We start from the raw sequence: 20514 nt of genomic DNA, 5'->3' as shown, positions 1-20514 counted from the left end.
CGCGTAGTATGTCTCGAGTCGGTAACTGTATTGACAATGCTCCGATTGAGAGCTTTTTCGGTCATTTTAAATGTGAATGTTACAACCTAAAGCAGTATAAGTCGTTTGAGGAATTAAAGGAAGATATTGATAAATATATAACATTTTATAACAAAGAACGATACCAAGAGAAACTAAACAGCCTAGCACCGTTAGAATATCGGCACCAGGCTGTCGCATAGATTTTTTGTTTTTTCACTGTCTACTTGACAGGGCGCAGTTCAAACAATGTAGTGGCGTTTTTATTTGATAATACGGAAAAAACTTTGTTATTCCATCAGTCCGTATTTTTTTAAACGTTTATATAAGGTAACCCGGGAGATTCCCAGCTTTTTGGCGGTGGCTGATTTATTCCCGTTGTTTTGTTCCAACGTTTCTAAGATTAACTGTTTTTCCAAGTTTCCTTTTTTCAACTTTAACATTTTATTTTCATGGATTGGCAATTGGATTTGAGAAGTATGATGGAATAGTTTCTCAAGATGTTCTCTCTGAATCACCGCATCCTCTGCTAAAATAACCATTCTTTCCATTATATTTCTTAGCTCCCGAACGTTACCCGGCCAATCATAATGGAACAAGAGGGATAGAGCTTCTTCATCAATTTTTGGAACAGGAGTTTCATATTTTTCCGAAAACTGTTTCAGGAAATACGGTACTAGCTCTTGAATATCGATAATTCTTTCCCTCAAAGGAGGCATCGTAATTTGAATGACATTCAGGCGATAATATAAGTCGGACCGAAACTTTTTCTCTTTCATTAACTGATGTAAATTTTGATTAGTTGCCGCAATAAAACGGACGTCTACTTTCCTTCCTTTTGTACCGCCAATGCGGTAAATTACTTTTTCCTGCAATACCCGCAGCAATTTTACTTGCATATCCAGCGGCAGTTCTCCGACTTCATCCAAGAAAATAGTTCCCCCGTCAGCGATTTCAATTTTCCCAGCTTTTCCCTTTTTTTCTGCGCCGGTAAATGCGCCGCCTTCATAACCGAATAATTCGCTTTCAAATAGTGCACTCGGAATAGCACCGCAATTGATCGGAATAAAAGGCTTCTTGTTTCGAGGGCTCGCCTCGTGAATAGCCCGCGCGCATATTTCTTTACCCGTTCCGCTCTCTCCGAGAATTAATACAGTAGCATCAGTTTTGGCAGCTTTCCGGGCAATGTGAACCGTTTGTTGTAGAGCATGGCTAGAGCCTTTCAGTTTGGAAAACGGGGATTCTTCATTTTGCGTATTTATTTGTTGTCTTAGCTGCTGCAGTTCGGCAGAGGTAGAGACTAAATGGTCATTCAGTTTTACGATTTGGGAAATGTCCCTTTCAATCGACACGGCACCGATTACGTCTCCCTTATGATCGAAGACAGGTGCAGCGTTAATGACTACATGTTTATCTTTGCGGGGACGGTGGTATTTATTCTTGACCGGTTCCTTCGTTTTGAGGACTTTGCGAACCATTAAATCGTCATGATGGAAAAAATGATCGATTTTTTGGTGAAGGATTTCTTCTTTCTCGATTTGATACGTATTTACTGCCGCTTCATTCCAGTAAAGCACTTCCATATCTTTATTTACAATCGTAATGGCATCGTCTTCCGCGGCAAGCAATGCTTCTAAATAAAGGGAATTGGCCAACTTTCCTCCCCCCTATTTGTTTAAGTGTAAATATATTTTACAACCGTTTACATAAAATGTAAACAAAATTAACAATATTGTAAAAGGAATGCTGAGCAATATCAATTTTCGTCAATCAAAGTCCATGTTTTTCCATTGTAATGAACTGTTCCAAGATGTTGGCACAAATTTTGCAATATTAATTATGAACAATTATAGATTTAGAGAAAAGGAGAGTGTTTTTATGGTATTGCCTTTTACCCATGAGCCATTCACTGATTTTTCGAAAGAAGAAAATGTCAAGGATTTTCAAGCAGCACTTGAAAAAGTAGAGAAGGAATTAGGAAAAGATTACCCGTTAGTTATAAATGGAAAACGGATTTACACCGAGGATAAGCTTATTTCCGTCAACCCGGCAAATAAGGAGCAAGTTGTTGGAACCGTTTCCAAGGCGACTAAGGAACATGTTGACGAGGCAATGAAAGGTGCTTTGGAGGCATTTGAGACATGGAAGAAATTCTCTCCCGAAGCCCGGGCAAATGTATTATTTAAAGCAGCAAACATTGCAAGGAAACGGAAACATGAAATTTCTGCCTGGCTTGTGTATGACGCCGGAAAACCATGGGATCAGGCCGATGGAGATACTGCTGAGGGCATTGACTTTTTAGAATATTACGGTCGGCAAATACTTGAGCTGGCAAAAGGGAAAAAAGTAAATGACCGTGCACATGAACATAATCATTATTTCTATCAGCCGCTTGGCCCTGGAGTGGTAATTCCGCCATGGAACTTTGCGTTTGCAATTGTTCTCGGCACGACCGTTGCTCCAGTTGTAGCTGGAAACCCGGTTCTGCTTAAACCATCGGAAAATACTCCGGTGATTGCCTATAAGATTATTGAGTTATTGGAAGAAGCAGGATTGCCGAAAGGCGTTGTGCAATTTGTTCCGGGAGACCCGGAAGAAATCGGGGATTATCTCGTTGATCATATCGAAACGCGTTTCATTAATTTTACTGGCTCCCGCAATACAGGAGTAAGAATTTATGAACGGGCCGCAAAAGTGCACCCTGGACAGCAGCATCTGAAGCGGGTCGTGGCAGAAATGGGCGGAAAAGATACAATCATTGTCGACAAAGATGCTGATTTGGACTTAGCTGCAGAATCTATCGTTCACTCTGCCTTTGGTTTTTCCGGACAAAAATGTTCTGCCTGTTCCCGGGCAGTCGTCCATGAAGATGTTTACGACGAAGTGTTAGAGAAAACGGTTGAATTAACGAAAACATTAACAGTAGGCAATCCGGCAGAGAAAAACGTTTATATGGGTGCTGTCATTAATCAGAAACAATTCGATAAGATTAAGCATTACATTGAAATCGGCAAAGAAGAAGGGAAGCTCGTTTACGGCGGCGAGACCGATGATTCGAAAGGGTATTTTGTCCATCCTACTATTTTTAAAGATGTGGATCCGAAAGCAAGAATTATGCAGGAAGAAATATTTGGACCGGTCGTTGCCTTTACAAAAGCCCGAAATTTTGACGAGCTGTTAGAAATTGCCAACAACACCGAATACGGGTTAACCGGAGCGGTGATTTCCAATAATCGGGAGCATTTGGAACGGGCCCGCTATGAATTCCACGTTGGAAATTTATACTTTAACCGCGGCTGTACTGCTGCGATCGTCGGCTACCAGCCGTTTGGCGGCTTCAAAATGTCGGGAACCGATTCGAAAGCAGGAGGACCAGATTACTTGCAGCATTTCATGGAAGCAAAGGTCGTTTCAGAAAGATTTTAATGTTTTGCGGCAGCAGCTTTTGTTGCCGCGCTCTTTTTCTTATGTTGCTTCATAGAGAGGGAGGATGCACGATGTCAAATTGGACGAGAGATTTTTTTATCTATTTGTCACAAAATAAATTTTTAAATGAAAGTGCCAAAAAATGGGGATTTCGCTTAGGGGCGGAGAAGTTTGTTGCGGGAACAACCATCCGGGAAGTTGTACCGGTAATCAAGAAGTTAAATGAAAAGGGGATTCACGTTACCCTTGACCATCTTGGCGAATTTGTGAATGAAAAAAAGGAAGCGACTTTGGCTAAAGAAAAGGTTCTTGAAATGCTGGATGTCATGCATAATGAAAATTTAGATTCCCACCTGTCCGTAAAATTGACCCAGCTTGGATTGGATATTGATTTTGATTTTTGTCTGGAAAATATGAAGGAAATTGTTGAACGGGCCAAGGAATACGGAATCTTTGTCAATATTGATATGGAAGACTATAGTCATTTAGAGGACACGTTCAACATTTTATTTGAATTAAGAAAGGAATCGGATTTAGTAGGAACGGTTGTGCAGAGTTACCTGTACCGGACAGCAGATGATATGGAACAGCTGAAGGATGTCAGATTGCGAATTGTGAAAGGGGCATATAAAGAAAACGATGACGTTGCCTATCAATCTAAAAAAGAGATTGACGCCAATTTCCTGAAATTGGCTAAACAACGCCTATTAGATGGAAAAGCCTTTACCTCCATTGCCACCCACGACCATCACATTATAAACGAATTAAAACAATTTGTTGAAGAAAATAATATTAAGAAAGATACCTTTGAATTTCAAATGTTATATGGATTCCGGCAGGAGATGCAGTATGCACTAAAAGAAGAAGGGTATGCCTTTTGTACGTACATCCCTTTTGGCCAGGATTGGTTTGGCTATTATATGCGGAGACTGGCAGAACGGCCGCAAAACCTTCAGCTCATATGGAAAGATATGCTCTATGATGATAAAGGCAAGGTGAAAAGGAAACCGGTTGCTGCATTAGCCATTATGTCCATCGGATTATTATATCTGTCCCGCAAAAAGAAATGGGAAAAAGCTTCTTAAGCGAACGTTAATACGTTTTCCCTTCCTTTGAATTGGGCTATACTGGATAGAAAGGAGGGGAACTATGTTATCCGAAAAGGAGAAAGCAAATTTTTTAACGAAGTTTCCGATATTGGAGAAAATCACCGATTTACAGCCAGTTACATGGCTGAATCCCAATAAAAGGAATATCGCTTCTGCGAATTTATCGTTACAATTGCAAGATATGAAAGAAGCGGAAGCAAGATGGCAACGCTTTATTCCCTTTTTCCGGCTGGCATTTGCGGAAATGAAAAATACGGATGGAATCATCGAGTCTCCGTTGCGTTCAATCGCTCAAATGAAACACGCTCTAGAAAACAAGTTTTCCAAAGAAATTGAAGGAAATCTATATTTGAAGTGTGATCATGAACTGCCAATTGCCGGTTCCATTAAAGCAAGAGGCGGATTTTACGAAGTGCTGCATCATGCGGAAAATTTGCTGCAAGAAGCGGGATTACTAAATTCCCCGGCTGATTATGAAAAACTTGCAAAGGGAGAATATCGCTCCTTTTTCCAATCCTATTCAATCGGGGTTGGTTCGACCGGGAATTTAGGATTAAGTATCGGCATATTAAGTGCTAAACTAGGATTCAATGTTTCAGTTTATATGTCCCAAGACGCAAAACGATGGAAAAAGGACTTGCTCCGGGAAAAAGGTGCCATTGTACATGAATTTGATGGAGATTTTAGTGAGGCAATCGCTGCTGGACGAAAAGAGACAAAAGCAAATCCAAACGGGTATTTCGTCGACGATGAAAACTCAAAACATCTATTTTTAGGATATAGCACTGCAGCCTTTCGCCTAAAAAAACAGCTGGAAGAGCAAGGGACACAGGTGAGTGAAGAACATCCGCTCTTTCTCTATCTCCCTTGCGGCGTTGGCGGTGCACCGGGAGGTATTACCTTCGGCATGAAACAAATATTTGGTGATGCCGTTCACTGCTTTTTTGTTGAACCGACCCATTCTCCTGCTGTGCTGATCGGTTTATTGACGGGGGAAAAGGAGAAGGTGTCCGTCCAGGATTTTGGCATTGATAATTTAACGGAAGCAGACGGACTGGCAGTTGGCCGCCCATCTTCCTTTGCCAGCAGTTTTAGCGAGCAATTAATCAGCGGCATATATACAATTGAAGATAGGCTGCTTTTCCAATTGCTGGCTCTTTTAGCAGATGCGGAACAAACTTTTGTTGAGCCGTCAGCAACGGCCGGATTAATTGGACCGTTAAAAATACAACAAACGAATTATATGGAGAAGAATAATATAAATCCGAAAAATGTCACCCACATCGTTTGGTCTACCGGCGGAAGTCTCGTACCGGAAAGAGAAAGAAAAGCTTTTTATGAGAAGGGAAAAAACGGTGACAGAGCGAAAACCACCCGTTAAAAGGGTGGTTTTTTAATTTGATGCGACAAAACGATAAATGACATCATCATTCTCTTTGTCATATGTAATTTCAAAATCATATCCGCTGAAAAACCATTCATCTCGTTTGTCGATGAAGTATGTAATGCCATCTAATTCAATTTGTGTCAGTATATCTTCAGGTTCGTCAAGGCGCATGCCAACAGAAAAATTATCATGTACATCTGTTTTGCCGTACAATTTCCCGAAAAACCGGACTTTGTCTCCCTTTTCCAGCCCCATTTCTTCGATAAACCAGCGATTTGCTTCTTCCGATATCGTTATCTTCATTTGGATTTCTTGAAGCCTCCCTTCCTGCCAATACAACAATAGTTTACCATAAAATGGCGAAGAATCCTGTAACTTTGTTTTTTAGTCCTTCAGTTAGTTTTTAAATCTGCAAAAAATTTATGCATTAATCCTTCCTCCGAAAACATAATGTCAAACAAGCAAAATCACCCTATTTACATCTTGAATATTAAGTATATAATCTAAATTAAGAAAAAAGTAAAATTTAGAAAAAAGTAAACCGATTTAGCAGGGAGGCAGGAAATGAACAATACTTTTCCATTAACAATTAAAGAGGTGTTAAAGCGGCCAGTTTTTCAAGGGGCGGAAGTGATAGCCGGTCATGACGGGTTATCCCGGCCGGTCCGCTGGGTTCATATTATGGAAGTAACAGAGATTGGCCATTTATTAAATGGAAATGAATTAATATTGTCTACGGGCATCGGCTGGAAAAATAATCCCCGGCTGGCACTATCTTTATTGGAGCAAATGGTAGAGAAAGATGTATCCGGACTATGTCTGGAGCTGGGAACATATGTTAATCACTTGCCGGAGGAATTAATCCGCTTTGCCGACAAACACCAATTTCCTATTATTATTTTTAAAGAAAAAGTTAGGTTTATCGATATTACTCAAGATTTGCACCGGTTATCGATTCAAAATCAATACGATTTAATGCTTCGCTTAGAATCTGCATCCAACCAGTTCAATCACTTGCTTCTTGCTGCCAACAGTTTTCGCAGGATTCTCCGCTTAATTCATCAGTATTTGCGCGTACAAGTTGCCTATCATTCGGTAGACGGGAAGATAGAATTCTATCCCAATATCGACCCGAAACTGCAAAAGGATTATATGGAAAAAATAAAAGCTGCTCAGCCAAACCTGATTATCAACTCCAGTGCGACTAGTGCTTCCAAACCAGTTCAGGCGATGGGAAGAAAATTTGGAGATTTAATTATCATGTCCGAAAAGGTTTTAACAGATTTCGACTACTTAGTTTTGGAAAGAGCTGCAACCGCTCTGTCATTAGATCGAATGCGCCTTCTATATACCGAAGAAAAGAAAAGACAGAAAGAAAACGATTGGATTCTTGCCTGGCTAAGGGGTGAGCATAGCAAAGAAACGATTGTCCAATTTTTGAATGAATTGGACGCCAAAATAATGGCGGATAAAAGCCTGACATGCCTTTGTGAGATCGATTCTTCCGACAGGGACCTTGATCTTACCTATTACTCTACCTTATTCCAAAATATTTTCATGCAGCATGGTTTTTTTCCTCTGACATCTTATAAACGTTCTTATCTTATCTTCGTTCTTCTCAATCGGGAGAAGGAGCATGACTACAGGAATCGTCTAAAACAAGCATTGGCGCAAATCTATGAAAATAAACAATTAAAGAAGTACTTAAATAACCCGTTTCGCTTTGCGGCCGGCAAGCTGCTTCCGCTGGAAAAACTCAATGAAAGCTATGAACAGGCGAAGAAAACAATATATTTGCAAAAGAAAATGAATCTTTCCCAATGTTATTTTTACGATGATTTGTACGTGTACCAAATTATTTTGCAATTGGACAGGCAAAATGAGCTGCAGGAACTGGTAGATACTTATCTGGGGCCTGTGATTCAGTTTGATCAGGAAAGAAATGGGGATCTGCTCAGAACATTATCCGTGCTGCTGGAAGTCAACGGTTCAAAAAAAGATGCAGCAGAACGATTATTTATTGTTCGCCAGACGTTATATCACCGAATCGAAAAAATTAAGGAATTGCTTGGAGAAGATTTTATGGAATCCGAAAAGCGGCTGGCGATTGAATTTGCTCTCTATGCCCATCAATTTTTGCGAAAAAAAATATCAGCCCAAACATAAAATCTATAGAAATTCTTGCCACAAACAAACGTTAAAATTTGGACCGGAGAATTTTTACAATCTGTCTAGTGTTGAAAAAGCTATTCTTTGGTACGATTTACCTAACTAAAATATTTTGAAAACTAAAATAAATGGAAATGTTCATTTAATCTTTAGGTGCCATATGCAGAATAAAGGGGGAAGCATTCGTGGAAACGATGGTACAGCTCGATAACGTATCAAAAAAATTTGACGAATCCTATGCGGTCGAAAATGTAAGTTTAAATATTAAATCTGGAGAGTTTCTTACATTGCTCGGACCTTCTGGGTGCGGAAAAACGACAACGTTGCGTATGATTGCCGGGTTTGAAAAACCGACTTCAGGATCCATTTATATTAACGGGAAAAAGATGGACAATATTGAACCTTATCACCGGGAAGTAAATACTGTCTTTCAAAGTTATTCCCTGTTTCCGCATATGACGGTATTTGATAACATTGCCTTTGGTCTGAAAATGAAAAAAGTGAAAAAGGAAGAAATCGAAGAAAGAGTAAACAAAGTTTTGAAGATGGTACAGCTGGCAGATTTCGGAAAACGCAAACCGAAACAATTGAGCGGCGGACAGCAGCAAAGGGTTGCTATCGCCAGGGCTATTGTGAATAATCCGTCGGTTTTATTGCTTGATGAACCGCTTGGGGCATTAGATTTGAAATTGCGAAAACAAATGCAATTGGAGCTAAAGCATTTGCAGCAGGAATTGAATATTACATTTATCTATGTTACTCACGATCAGGAGGAAGCGCTTACAATGTCGGACCGGATCGTAGTAATGAATGCAGGAAAAATTGAACAGGCGGGAACACCATACGAAATTTACGAAAAACCTCAAACTCGATTTGTTGCCGATTTTATCGGCGAAACAAATATTATCGGCGGGAATGTTACAGAAATAAAAGAAAATTATGCCGCACTAGAGTTTGGCAGCCAAGAAGTATATGTGCCAAACAACAATTATCAGACAGGAGAAAAAATGTTTATTTCTGTACGTCCCGAAAAAATACACTTACATACTGTTCAGCAAGAAGGAAAAATTTCATTAAAAGGGAGGGTCAAAGAAAAAGTATACATCGGGTCTTTAGTGAAGTGGATTATTGATGTCGGCAATGGAAATGAAGTGAAAGTACAGCAAAGTGCAAGCGATGTAGAAGATTTGGCGTTAGACACAGAAGTTTTTGTCAGCTGGAATCCAGATAATTCGGTTGTGTTAAAACAATAACGATAGGAGGACAGAGCGATGAAAAGATGGATAAGTTTATTAATCATTCCTTTTATCTTCGCACTATTAGCTGCTTGCAGCAGTGATGGCAATTCTGAGTCATCAGATTCGGAAACAAGCGAATCGGCTGAAGGCGGTGATCAGGAACTGTCTGATCAATTGTACATTTTTAACTGGAGCGAATATTTGCCACAGGAAATACTAAATAACTTTGAAGAAGAATTTGGAGTAGAAATCATATACGACACATACAATTCGAACCAGGAAATGTTAGCCAAGTTATCCAGCGGAACCGTAAGCTATGATTTAGTCGTCCCTTCCGATTTCTACGCCCGGTTGCTCCTTGAAGAAGGCCTGATACAAGAAATCAATTACGACAACATCCCAAACTATGAAAACATTGACGACGTATGGAAAAACATGCCGTTTGACCCAGAAAATAAATATACAGTTCCGTATGCATTTGGGTATGACGGCATCGCTTATAACAAAGAAGTAATCCCGAATCCGCCGACAAGCTGGGAAGATTTATGGAATCCGGAATATGAAGGCAAAGTAATTGTCATGGAAGAGCCGAAAGAAGTATTCAACATGCTAAACCAGACTTTAGGCTTTGATCCGAATGACCCGACAGAGGAAGAATTAGAACAAGCAGGAGAAAAATTAAAAGAGCTTGTCCCGAATCTGCTAGCTTTTGATTCCACACCGGAAGCACAGCTTGTATCTGGGGAAGCATGGATTGCATATGCGTATTCAGGCGCAAGTGCCGTCGCCTATCAGGAGAATGAACATGTCGATTTTGTTCTTCCGGAAGAGGGGGGCATTGTCTGGATGGATGTGATGGTTATTCCGGCTAATGCCCAAAACAAGTATACTGCGGAAGTGTTTATCGATTATATGCTCCGTCCGGAAGTGAGCAAATTGTTAACAGAAGACTATCCATATGGAAATCCGAACACAAAAGCAGTGGAATTGCTTGACGAAGATTTGAAAAACAGTCCTGGATTAAATTTACCGGAAGAAGATATTGAAAAGGCGGTATGGACTGAACCGCTGGATGAAAAACGAACAGAAATTATGAACCGTTTATTCCAAGAAGCAAAAATGGAATAGAAAATAGTCGTACTTCAACAGGACTTAGTAAATATGAAACAGTTTTGGAAGCAATAAGTTGCAATACAAATAAAGCTCTAATGGAGGAATAGGATGAAAAAAATTACAACTTTTCTTTTCATCGTTTTAATTGCTTTACTATTGGCAGCATGCAGCAGCAGCAATGAACAGGCAGATTCCGCGGAACAGGAATTGGCCGACCAGCTTTTCGTATTTAATTGGGCGGACTATATTCCCCAGGAAGTAATAGATGATTTTGAAGAAGAGTTTGGTGTAGAAGTAGTTTACAGCACCTTTTCTTCCAATCAAGAAATGCTGACAAAAGTAAATAGCGGAACGGTAGCATATGATGTTATCTTCCCGACGGATTACTTTGTTGAATGGATGGCGGAGCAAGGTTTATTGCTGGAACTGGATTTAGATAACATACCAAACTTTGAAAATATCGAAGAACCATTCCAAAACCGTTCCTTTGATCCAGAGAATAAATACTCTGTCCCGTTTGTTTATGGAAGTATTGGGATGATGTACAACAAAGAAAAGGTGACTGAACCTCCAACGAGCTGGGAAGATTTATGGAATCCGGATTATGCCGGCAAAATAACTGTTCAGGAAACCCCAAGGGAAACCGTTTCCATGGGATTGCAGCTCTTAGGGTACGATATTAACGAGTACACGGAAGAACAAATTGCGGAAGTAAAAACGAAGTTAGAAGAGCTTCATCCGAATGTTTTAGCCTATAAAGCAAGTGTTGCTGCTCATTATATCAACGAAGAGGCGTGGATTGGCCAGGTGTATTCAACACAGGCAGGAATGGCGATGAAAGAAAATCCAAATATCGAATATTTTCTCCCGGAAGAGGGCGGAATACTGTGGATGGATAATATGGCCATTCCAAAAACATCGAAAAATAAATATACTGCCGAGGTATTTATAAACTACTTGCTGCGTCCGGAAGTATCTAAGGCAATTACTGATTATTCCCCGGGCAGCAATCCAAATGGAGCAGCTAAAGAATTAATGTCAGAGGAAGAACGGAATAATCCGGCCTCTTACCCGGAAATACCGGATAATGCGGTTTACTTTAAATATTTAGAGGCGGATGAATTGAATATGATGAACAACTTAATGAAGGAAGTGAAAGTAGAATAAAAACGTGGCAATGGGATAAAAGGGATATGTTTACAATATCTCTTTTATTCTTGCCACACTCTTTTTAAGGTGGGGTTACAATGCGACAAAGAACAAAGCGAATTTTATTTGGTTATAGTCTACTAATCTTTGCATTTTTCTATGTACCGATCATCATCCTCATGATGTTCTCGTTTAACGATTCCAAAATCGGAACGGTGTGGACCGGGTTTACCTTTGACTGGTACGTCAAATTGTTTTCTAATACACAAATGTTTGGTGCTTTACAAAACAGTTTGTACATTGCTGTTATTACGACGGTTTTGGCAACTATTCTTGGAACGATGGCAGCGCTTGTCTTTCACCGCTATAATTTTCCGGGAAAAAAAGCAATTGATTTTCTCTTTTATATTCCTGTTGTTATACCGGACATCGTTGTCGCCGTAGCTTTGCTGGCAATTTATGGATTTTTGGATATGACCCTTGGACTGATTACAGCTATTCCAGGGCATGTGGCGATTTCCATTTCTTTTGTCATGTTCGTTGTTCTGGCAAGGCTTGCAGGACTGGATGATTCCCTTGAAGAAGCAGCAAAGGATTTAGGGGCAAACGAATGGCAGACCTTTTGGAGAATTACCTTTCCTTTAATTTTTCCAGGAGTGCTGGCTGGAGCCCTTTTAGCATTTACGATTTCCATCGATGAGTTTGTCATTTCCTTTTTTACAACCGGACCAGGATCAAATACTCTTCCTGTGCTAGTTTATTCGATGGTGCGTTTAGGGGTTTCGCCGGAAATTAATGCATTATCTACCATTATGATTTTACTAATTGTCATCGCAGTTTTGTTCACCGGCAGAAAAATGATAAGCCCGAACAAGAAAGGAGAGGAATAAACGATGGACCGAATGATTAAAAATGCCTATTCGATGCTTTCGCCCAGTTTAATTTGGCTGCTGCTTTTCCTCGTAATACCGGTGATATATATCGGGGTTATCAGCTTTACGACGAACACAGGATTCGGCGGTATTTTATATGAATTCAGTACAGAAGCATACACTGCGGCTTTCAGCTCCCTCTATGCCAAAGTGTTATGGCAATCATTAGGATGGTCCCTGCTCGCTACGGTTTTATGTCTCGTTATCGCCTATCCATTCGCCTATTATATTGCCCATGCAGGCAAATGGAAAAATCTCTTGCTTTTGCTAGTAATGGTTCCTTTTTGGACGAATCTGCTAATCCGTCTATATGCATGGATTATTCTTTTAAACAATCATGGTGTCATAAACAATTTGTTAATGAAATTAGGCATTATTTCTGAACCATTATCTTTAATGTATAGCCCATTTGCTGTCATTATTGGTCTCGTTTACGGATTTTTGCCTTTTATGATTTTGCCGATTTATGCTTCGATTGAACAATTGGATAGATCTTATTTAGAGGCTTCAGAAGATTTAGGCGCAAGTCCTGTCAAAACATTTTTATATGTCACATTGCCGCTGACATTTCCTGGAATCCTTGCAGGAATCATTATTACTTTCGTACCGGCAGTAAGTGTGTTTGTCGTTACTGATTTGCTCACCGGCGGCAAATTGCTCATGGTCGGGAATGTCATTAAAGATGCATTTCTCATCGAAATGAACTGGCAGCTTGGTTCCGCATTATCCATCTTGCTTATGGTTTTAGTGCTTTTATCCATCGTAATTTTCATGAAATTTACTTCTGGAAAAGACCGAAAATTTTTAATTTAACAGATGTGAGAATGAGGTGTTTGCATTGGAGCAATTATCATTATGGGAAGCAACAGCAAATAAACGGACAGATTTCCCTCAATTGGAAGGAGAACACTTTTGTGATGTTGTCATCATTGGGGGAGGGTATTCCGGACTGTCAACGAGCTACCATTTACAGGAAAAAAACTGCAATACGATTGTTTTGGAACAAAATCGGATTGGAAGCGGAGCAAGCGGCAGGAACGGCGGAGAAGTTCTGACAGGTTATCTCGGATCCATGCAAGAGTGGGCGAAGAAAAAAGGATTAGAAGAAGCAAAGCAAATGTGGCAAATGTCTTTAGATTCTATTGATTTAATTGAGAGCATTATTAAAAAACATGAGATTGATTGTGCCTTTGTCCGCAATGGTTCCTTGTATGCGGCATATAAACCGAGTCATTTGGAAGCGATGAAAAAAGAACAGGAATTTATGGCAAAATATCTCAATTATGAACATATGCACATTGTAGAGAAAGAGGATTTACAGGAAGAGCTGAATACAAACTTCTATCATGGAGCGAGCGTTGATGCCAAAAGCGCCCACTTTCATCCGCTAAATTACGCCCTCGGTCTTGGAAATGCAGTCCATCAGATGGGAGGGAAAATATTTGAGCATTCTAAAGCGTTGCGCATTGAAAGAAAAGCAGGCGGAAAGGTGATCGTCCTTACGGAAAAAGGAAGAGTCATAGCGGAAGATATTGTTATCGTCACTAACGCTTATTCCGGAGATTTGCATGACCGGATAAAACGATCCATCGTACCTGTGGAGAGCATTATGATTGCAACAGAACCGCTCCCGACTGAGGTGCTGGAAGATGTCATAAAGAAAAACCGGGCAGTATCTGATTCGAAAAGGCTTCTATATTATTTCCGCCGAACGGCAGATAACCGTTTAGCATTCGGCGGTTCAGGAAGGGCATCAACAAAAAGGGATCAGGAAAATTTATTCCATAACTTGCGTCTAGGAATGATCGAAGTCTTCCCGCAGTTAAAGGATGCCAAAATTGACTATGAATGGGGAGGGAAAGTCGGTTTTACAAAAAGTATGCTTCCATATATAGGGCAATTGGAGGATGGCACCTATTTTGGATTTGGTTATGGCGGACACGGTGCTGCAATGGCATCATTATTCGGAAAACTCATTGCCCAAATGATCTTAAAGGAGGCTGATATAAATAACCCGTTAATCGTAAAATCGCTAAAACCTATACCATTCCACAGCCAGCATGCTAGGGCGGTAGGAATATTAAAGTTTTACAAGAAACTGCAAGATCGTATTTCCTAAACAGTCAACAACAGAAAGGAAGAGTTATGTGAAAAAACATGTCCTGAACGGATCGCCTAAGGAAATCGGTTATCAGCATGGAAGTATTGGAAAAAAGCAAGTGATAAACAGTCTGGAAACCTATGAAAAGCTGTTCTACGGCTATCAGAAATTGACGTGGGAGAAGGCTCGGGAAGAAGCGAAGCGCCACGTGGAAGCCATCGAAAAACATGATGCGGAACTCATCGAAGAAATGGAAGGAGTAGCCGACGGGGCAGGAGTAGATTTTGAAGATATACTTGCGCTGAATGCCAGGACAGAAATCGCGCTGGCAAACTATGGCGGAAAAGGGTTTACGGACGGCTGTACGGCCATTGGGGTATGTAAGCCAATCTCCCAGGACGTGATAATCGGTCAAAATTGGGATTGGAAAGGAAGCCAAAGCAACAGTTTGCTGCTTTTGGAAATTGAACAAAAAAATAAGCCTAAAGTTACGATCGTTACGGAAGGAGGGATGGTCGGGAAAATCGGCTTTAATGATGCAGGTGTCGGACTTTGTTTCAATGCACTTCTGACCGATAAAAAGTCATCTGCGGTTCCTATTCATCTGGCATTGCGAAGTGTGCTGAATTCCTTCTCACTTTCAGAAGCTGTTTCCAAATTAAAAGGCGGCCAAGTCGCGGCATCTGCCAGCATGCTAATAGGAAAAGCGGAACCGGATGGGGAAGGGATGGCCGTCAACCTGGAAGTATCGCCTTTTGGCATTGATTACGTTGGAGAAGACTCCAGATTAGTGCATACGAATCATATACTGTCTAATGAAATAAAAAAATTTGTGGATGACAGAAATGAATTTCGCTTCGAAGATTCCATGCTGCGGAAAAAACGGGCAGAGCAGCTAATTGCGACTTCCTTAGCCAATGGGGAAGAAATAACGGAAGAAACCTTTAAAAAATGGCTTTCGGACAACTTTAATGCACCAAATGGAATTAATCATGACGAAAACCCGTTAGCACCGGAGCACCGAAGAATGGAAACCGTATTCTCAATTATTATGAATCTGTCAAAACGGAACGCATTTCTTTGTGTCGGCAAACCGCGAAACGGGGATTATATAAAATTGGACATATAAAATGAAAATTTTAAGGGAGAGGAAATTGTGACTCAATTAGATTTATCTAATGAGGATCAGAAATTAATTGTCAGGAATATTCGGAAAGAAGATGTGGATGAAATTGTAAAACTGGCTCAGCTCGGATTTGGCAATCCGGCCATCGCTTTTACGAAAAAACAATATTTAAGCCATATTGAAATTTTTCCTGAAGGTCAAGTATGCGTCGAGTATAAAGGAAAAATTGTCGGTTCTTGTTCCAGTTTAATTATTAATTTTGATGAGTACGGCAAAGAGCATACAATTGACGAAATTTCCGGAAATGGCTATATTACGAACCATAATCCGAACGGGAAAAACTTGTACGGCATTGATGTTGTAGTGCATCCCGACTACCGGCATATGAAAATTGGAAGAAGGTTATATGAAGCGCGAAGGGAAATTTGTAAACGGTATAACCTGAAAAGTATTATTTTTGGCGGACGTCTGCCGAATTATCATAAATATGCCGATAAAATGTCGGTGCATGAATATGTAGAACAGGTGCAAAAAAAGAATATTTATGATCCTGTTCTTACTTTCCAGCTAATGAACGGATTTAAAGTGAAAGGGATACTGCCTGATTATTTAAAACATGATACGGAATCGTTAAAATATGCAACATTGATGGAATGGGAAAATGTCGATTATGTACCTAAAAATATTACTTATTATCAGCACGCCAGACCAGTCCGAATTGCTGCAGTCCAGTATAAATTGAGAGAACTGACAAGCTTTGCCGATTTTAAGACACAATGCGAATTTTTTGTCGACATGAGTTCCCGGCGAAGAGCCGATTTTGTCGTCTTTCCCGAAAACTTTACATTACAGTTATTGTCTTTTATCGATGAAAAGGTGCCTAGTAAACAAGTAAGAAAGATCAGTCAATATACGGAGCAATTTATCGAAAGCTTTTCCGATTTGGCCATTCGACATAGTGTTAATATCGTTGCCGGCTCCCAATTCGTAGTAAAAAACGGACACATATACAATGTCGGCTATTTATTCCACCGCAATGGAAAAATAGATTCCCAATATAAATTGCATGTAACGAATGATGAAAAAAAATGGTGGGGAATCCAGCCGGGCAAAACATTAAAAGTTTTTGATACGGACAGCGGTAAAGTGGCAATATTACTTGGCTATGATATTCAATTTGCCGATGTAGCGGAAACTGCTGTAAATGAAGGAGCAGAAATTCTATTTACTCCTTTTTCTGCAGAAGATATGCAAGGGTATTTGCGGACACGTTATTGCGCACAGGCTAGAGCAGTGGAAAATCAAGTATATACAGTCCTGTCCGGCTTAGTCGGTAACTTGCCAAACGTACATCATCTTAACGGACAGTATGCCCAATCGGCAATTTTCTCACCGGCAGACTTTAGTTTTCCTGGAAAAGGAATTGTTTCAGAAAGTGAAGCAAATACGGAAACAGTCACGATTGGTGATGTCGATTTGGTAGCTTTACACCGTAACCGCAAAGTCGGAACGGTCACACCGCTATTGGACAGAAAACAGAGGAAGTTTTTGCTTGCAGTGAAAAAGAAACAGGATGATGTCAAAGTATAATTCGAAAGGGAGGAAAAACCATGCTTTATATTAACGGGGAATGGAGAAATGCTTACTCAAACGAAACGATGGATGTAATCAATCCGGCTACAGGAGAAGTGATTGCTCAAGTTGCGTCCGGCGGCAGCAGAGAAACAAAGGAAGCGATTGCAGCAGCTGACGCAGCCTTTCAAGAATGGAAAAATACTACTGCTTTTGATCGGGCTCAATATATGAAAAAAGTAAGCGAATTAATGCGGGAGAGAGCAGAAGATTTAGCTAAGACGATTACGATGGAAATGGGCAAGCCTATTAATGAGGCACGCCGTGAAGTAAATAGTGCCATCAATTACAATGATTGGTTTCTTGAGGAAGCAAAAAGAGTATACGGCGAGACAGTTCCCGCTTCCCATCAGGATAAACATTTAATGGTTCTGCGTGAACCTGTCGGTGTAACCGCAGCCATTACACCGTGGAACTTTCCGCTATCGATGATTACGAGGAAGATTTCTCCTGCCATTGCGGCCGGATGTACTGTAATAATTAAACCTGCTCCAGCGACCCCATTATCTGCCATTAAACTGTTTGAATGCTTCCATGATGCCGGATTGCCTGCTGGAGTCGTAAATTTAGTCATCGGACCTGCTGAGGAAATTGGAAGTGAATTGACAAAAAGTCCAATCGTCCGAAAACTTACTTTTACAGGTTCAACAGCGGTAGGGAAAAAACTGCTGCGTGATTCTGCCGATACAGTGAAGAAAGTTTCTATGGAGTTAGGAGGTCACGCACCATTTATTGTTTTCCGCGACGCAGATCTTGACTTGGCTGTCAATAGTGCAGTAATGACAAAATTTGTAAATAACGGACAGACGTGTATTTGTACAAACCGAATTTATGTAGAGGAAAGTATTGCTGAAGAATTTGGGGAAAAATTTGCAGCAAAAGCAAAAGCTTTGCGGGTTGGAAACGGATTGAACGAAGAAGTGCAAGTCGGCCCGTTAATCAGCGAACAATCATTGAAGAAAGTAGAGTCCCATGTTCAGGATGCACTTGCCCATAACGGAAAGCTTCTTTGCGGCGGCAAACGCTATGAATCGGAGGGGCTAAACGGATATTTCTACGAACCGACGGTTATAAACTACGCTAACGAAGAAATGAAAATTGCGACAGAGGAAACGTTTGGCCCGGTTGCACCGATCTTTTCCTTTTCATCGGAAGAAGAAGTGATTGAAAAGGCAAATCAAACAAATTATGGATTGGCAGCGTACTGCTTTACGAAAGATTTGGGCAAAGCGTTTCGGATGATGAAAGCATTAGAATACGGAATTGTCGGTATCAATGACCCTGCCCCAATCGTCGTTCAAGCACCATTTGGAGGCTATAAGGAAAGCGGAATTGGAAGAGAAGGCGGTCGTTCCGGTATTTTAGAATATGTAGAAGAAAAGTTCGTCTCTATTGGTGGACTATAATTTTACGAGAGTTTCCCAGCCATTATACTTCTGCCTTAAGGAAAGCGGTCGCCAATGCAGGTCATTAAAGCAAACAGGGGGGGTAATGTGACACAATCGGTGGAGGAAATCCAAATATTAAAAAATTTTATTAACGGACAGTGGATGGATGCTAGCACAAATCAATATCAGGATGTGTTTAACCCAGCAACGGAAGAAAAAATCGGCCGTGTACCAATATCTTCTTACAGTGACGTTGACGAAGCGGTTGAGACTGCAAAACTAGCATTTATGTCATGGAAAAAGACCCCTGTCCCTAAACGGGCGCGCATATTATTTAATTTTCATCAATTATTAATCAAGCACAAAGAAGAGTTAGCAAAGCTCATTACGCTGGAAAACGGCAAAAGCTTGAAAGAAGCCCGCGGTGAAGTGCTGCGGGGAATTGAATGTGTGGAATTTGCATGTAATGCGCCAAGCTTGATGAAAGGGGAAAACCTTGCAGAAATTGCCGGTGATATAGATTCACAATTGTTCCGCTATCCGTTAGGGGTAGTTGGAGGGATTACACCTTTTAATTTTCCAATGATGGTTCCGTGCTGGATGTTTCCTTTAGCAGTTGCCTTAGGAAATACCTTTGTCCTAAAACCGTCGGAGCGAACCCCGCTCTTGGCAAATCGGCTAGCCGAACTGTTTTCACAAGCTGGCCTTCCGCCGGGGGTTTTCAATATTGTCCACGGAGCACATGACGTAGTGAACGGACTGCTGGAACATGAAGATGTGAAAGCCATTTCCTTTGTCGGTTCGGAACCGGTTGCAAAGTATGTATATGAAAAAGCTGCGGCCAACGGAAAACGGGTTCAGGCGCTAGCGGGAGCAAAGAACCATCATATTGTGATGCCTGATGCGCAGCATGACGAAACGATTCAGCAAATCATCAATTCCGCTTTTGGAAGTGCTGGTCAGCGCTGTATGGCGTGCAGTGCAGTTGTGCTGGTGGATGAAGCAGATGATTTTGTTCATCGGCTTACAGAAAAAATCCGACAAATCAAAATGGGGAATGGAATGGAGGACGACGTCTTATTAACTCCGGTTATCCGGGAAAAAAACTATGCCAATGCGGTCGAATATATTCAAAAGGGCATTGAAGAAGGTGCAAAGCTGGTCCTCGACGGGAGAATGCAGAAGGACGAATTCCGCAAAGGATATTTCCTCGGACCGACGGTATTCGACGGGGTAAAACCAGACATGTCCATTGCCAGAGAGGAAATTTTTGCGCCAGTACTAAGTCTATACCGGGCAGAAGATTTAAATGAAGCATTGCAAATCGTGAATCTGTCGAAATATGGTAATTCAGCAACGATTTACACAAATGATGCCGGTGCAATTCGCAAATTCCGGGAAGAAGCCGAACCGGGAATGCTCGGTGTCAATGTCGGAGTCCCTGCGCCGATGGCATTTTTCCCCTTTTCCGGAGGGAAGCAATCCTTTTATGGAGATTTACATGTAAATGGGACAGACGGTGTCTATTTTTATACTCGGATTAAAATGGTTACATCCAGGCTTGTGTACTCCAGTTAAAATGAAATCAAGCGGAAGAAATTCCGCTTGATTTTTTGGTGTGCCCGGCATGGGTGCAGACTATAGGGTGAAAGTCCCGAACAGTGAAGGCAGTAGTAGCTGTAGCTTAAGACAAGGGCATGGGGGGTGACCGTCATGTCTGAAGGAA

At 40.9% G+C, this 20514-nt stretch carries 17 protein-coding genes; 15 read left to right on the top strand and 2 right to left on the bottom strand.

Annotated features, from left to right (window positions below):
* Positions 1-221 (top strand): IS3 family transposase (locus IEV18_RS13985; protein WP_188393010.1); only part of this gene is annotated, 221 nt, incomplete at its 5' end.
* Between the two features lie 87 nt (positions 222-308).
* Here the strand turns inward: IEV18_RS13985 and IEV18_RS13980 are convergent.
* On the bottom strand, positions 309-1673 hold the full coding sequence (locus tag IEV18_RS13980; protein WP_188393009.1) for a sigma-54 interaction domain-containing protein: 1365 nt from the start codon (positions 1671-1673) through the stop codon (positions 309-311).
* Positions 1674-1896: 223 nt separating this feature from the next.
* Here IEV18_RS13980 and pruA point away from each other — a divergent pair, with 223 nt between their 5' ends.
* The 3 genes from pruA to dsdA all read left to right on the top strand — a co-directional run bounded on the left by pruA (position 1897) and on the right by dsdA (position 5934).
* Complete coding sequence (gene pruA / locus IEV18_RS13975; RefSeq protein WP_188393008.1) at positions 1897-3444, top strand: L-glutamate gamma-semialdehyde dehydrogenase; 1548 nt, start codon at positions 1897-1899, stop codon at positions 3442-3444.
* A gap of 71 nt (positions 3445-3515) precedes the next feature.
* On the top strand, positions 3516-4529 hold the full coding sequence (locus IEV18_RS13970) for a proline dehydrogenase family protein (protein ID WP_188393007.1): 1014 nt from the start codon (positions 3516-3518) through the stop codon (positions 4527-4529).
* A 64-nt stretch (positions 4530-4593) separates the two neighbouring features.
* Positions 4594-5934, top strand: coding sequence for a D-serine ammonia-lyase (gene dsdA / locus IEV18_RS13965; protein ID WP_188393006.1), 1341 nt, complete (start codon positions 4594-4596; stop codon positions 5932-5934).
* A 12-nt stretch (positions 5935-5946) separates the two neighbouring features.
* On the opposite strand, the gene IEV18_RS13960 is transcribed toward dsdA, so the two are convergent.
* The gene (locus IEV18_RS13960) at positions 5947-6243 is read right to left on the bottom strand and encodes a HesB/YadR/YfhF family protein (RefSeq protein ID WP_188393005.1); all 297 of its coding nucleotides are present in this window, start codon (positions 6241-6243) and stop codon (positions 5947-5949) included.
* Between the two features lie 261 nt (positions 6244-6504).
* Here IEV18_RS13960 and IEV18_RS13955 point away from each other — a divergent pair, with 261 nt between their 5' ends.
* The 11 genes from IEV18_RS13955 to IEV18_RS13905 all read left to right on the top strand — a co-directional run bounded on the left by IEV18_RS13955 (position 6505) and on the right by IEV18_RS13905 (position 20366).
* Positions 6505-8106: a PucR family transcriptional regulator gene (locus IEV18_RS13955; protein ID WP_188393004.1), complete on the top strand. Its 1602-nt coding sequence runs from the start codon at positions 6505-6507 to the stop codon at positions 8104-8106.
* Between the two features lie 188 nt (positions 8107-8294).
* A complete protein-coding gene (locus IEV18_RS13950) occupies positions 8295-9362 on the top strand; it encodes an ABC transporter ATP-binding protein (RefSeq protein ID WP_188393003.1) in 1068 nt (355 codons plus the stop codon).
* Positions 9363-9380: 18 nt separating this feature from the next.
* Positions 9381-10475, top strand: a complete 1095-nt coding sequence (locus tag IEV18_RS13945; protein ID WP_188393002.1) for an ABC transporter substrate-binding protein — start codon at positions 9381-9383, stop codon at positions 10473-10475.
* Between the two features lie 93 nt (positions 10476-10568).
* Positions 10569-11627: an ABC transporter substrate-binding protein gene (locus IEV18_RS13940; RefSeq protein WP_188393001.1), complete on the top strand. Its 1059-nt coding sequence runs from the start codon at positions 10569-10571 to the stop codon at positions 11625-11627.
* Positions 11628-11707: 80 nt separating this feature from the next.
* Complete coding sequence (locus IEV18_RS13935) at positions 11708-12499, top strand: ABC transporter permease (RefSeq protein WP_188393000.1); 792 nt, start codon at positions 11708-11710, stop codon at positions 12497-12499.
* Between the two features lie 3 nt (positions 12500-12502).
* Positions 12503-13354 (top strand): ABC transporter permease, encoded by an 852-nt coding sequence (locus tag IEV18_RS13930; protein WP_188392999.1) that lies wholly within the window; start codon positions 12503-12505, stop codon positions 13352-13354.
* Positions 13355-13379: 25 nt separating this feature from the next.
* Positions 13380-14660: an NAD(P)/FAD-dependent oxidoreductase gene (locus IEV18_RS13925; protein WP_188392998.1), complete on the top strand. Its 1281-nt coding sequence runs from the start codon at positions 13380-13382 to the stop codon at positions 14658-14660.
* A gap of 28 nt (positions 14661-14688) precedes the next feature.
* Positions 14689-15771, top strand: coding sequence for a C45 family autoproteolytic acyltransferase/hydrolase (locus tag IEV18_RS13920; RefSeq protein ID WP_188392997.1), 1083 nt, complete (start codon positions 14689-14691; stop codon positions 15769-15771).
* A 24-nt stretch (positions 15772-15795) separates the two neighbouring features.
* Positions 15796-17358 (top strand): bifunctional GNAT family N-acetyltransferase/carbon-nitrogen hydrolase family protein, encoded by a 1563-nt coding sequence (locus tag IEV18_RS13915; protein ID WP_229733662.1) that lies wholly within the window; start codon positions 15796-15798, stop codon positions 17356-17358.
* A gap of 20 nt (positions 17359-17378) precedes the next feature.
* Positions 17379-18806, top strand: a complete 1428-nt coding sequence (locus IEV18_RS13910) for an NAD-dependent succinate-semialdehyde dehydrogenase (protein WP_188392995.1) — start codon at positions 17379-17381, stop codon at positions 18804-18806.
* An 87-nt stretch (positions 18807-18893) separates the two neighbouring features.
* A complete protein-coding gene (locus IEV18_RS13905) occupies positions 18894-20366 on the top strand; it encodes a CoA-acylating methylmalonate-semialdehyde dehydrogenase (RefSeq protein WP_308421575.1) in 1473 nt (490 codons plus the stop codon).
* Positions 20367-20514 lie beyond the last annotated feature (148 nt).

This window comes from Compostibacillus humi (genome assembly GCF_014637175.1).
GTDB classification, from domain to species: Bacteria; Bacillota; Bacilli; order Bacillales; family Amphibacillaceae; genus Oceanobacillus; species Oceanobacillus humi.
The sequence above is the reverse complement of the archived record's forward strand: the minus strand, read 5'-3'. Positions and strand labels throughout refer to the sequence as shown.

Coding starts and splice junctions, on each gene's coding strand:
- pruA (WP_188393008.1), top strand. CDS start 1,897: ATGGTATTGCCTTTTACCCATGAGCCATTCACTGATTTTTCGAAAGAA.
- IEV18_RS13970 (WP_188393007.1), top strand. CDS start 3,516: ATGTCAAATTGGACGAGAGATTTTTTTATCTATTTGTCACAAAATAAA.
- dsdA (WP_188393006.1), top strand. CDS start 4,594: ATGTTATCCGAAAAGGAGAAAGCAAATTTTTTAACGAAGTTTCCGATA.
- IEV18_RS13960 (WP_188393005.1), bottom strand. CDS start 6,243: ATGAAGATAACGATATCGGAAGAAGCAAATCGCTGGTTTATCGAAGAA.
- IEV18_RS13955 (WP_188393004.1), top strand. CDS start 6,505: ATGAACAATACTTTTCCATTAACAATTAAAGAGGTGTTAAAGCGGCCA.
- IEV18_RS13945 (WP_188393002.1), top strand. CDS start 9,381: ATGAAAAGATGGATAAGTTTATTAATCATTCCTTTTATCTTCGCACTA.
- IEV18_RS13940 (WP_188393001.1), top strand. CDS start 10,569: ATGAAAAAAATTACAACTTTTCTTTTCATCGTTTTAATTGCTTTACTA.
- IEV18_RS13935 (WP_188393000.1), top strand. CDS start 11,708: ATGCGACAAAGAACAAAGCGAATTTTATTTGGTTATAGTCTACTAATC.
- IEV18_RS13930 (WP_188392999.1), top strand. CDS start 12,503: ATGGACCGAATGATTAAAAATGCCTATTCGATGCTTTCGCCCAGTTTA.
- IEV18_RS13910 (WP_188392995.1), top strand. CDS start 17,379: ATGCTTTATATTAACGGGGAATGGAGAAATGCTTACTCAAACGAAACG.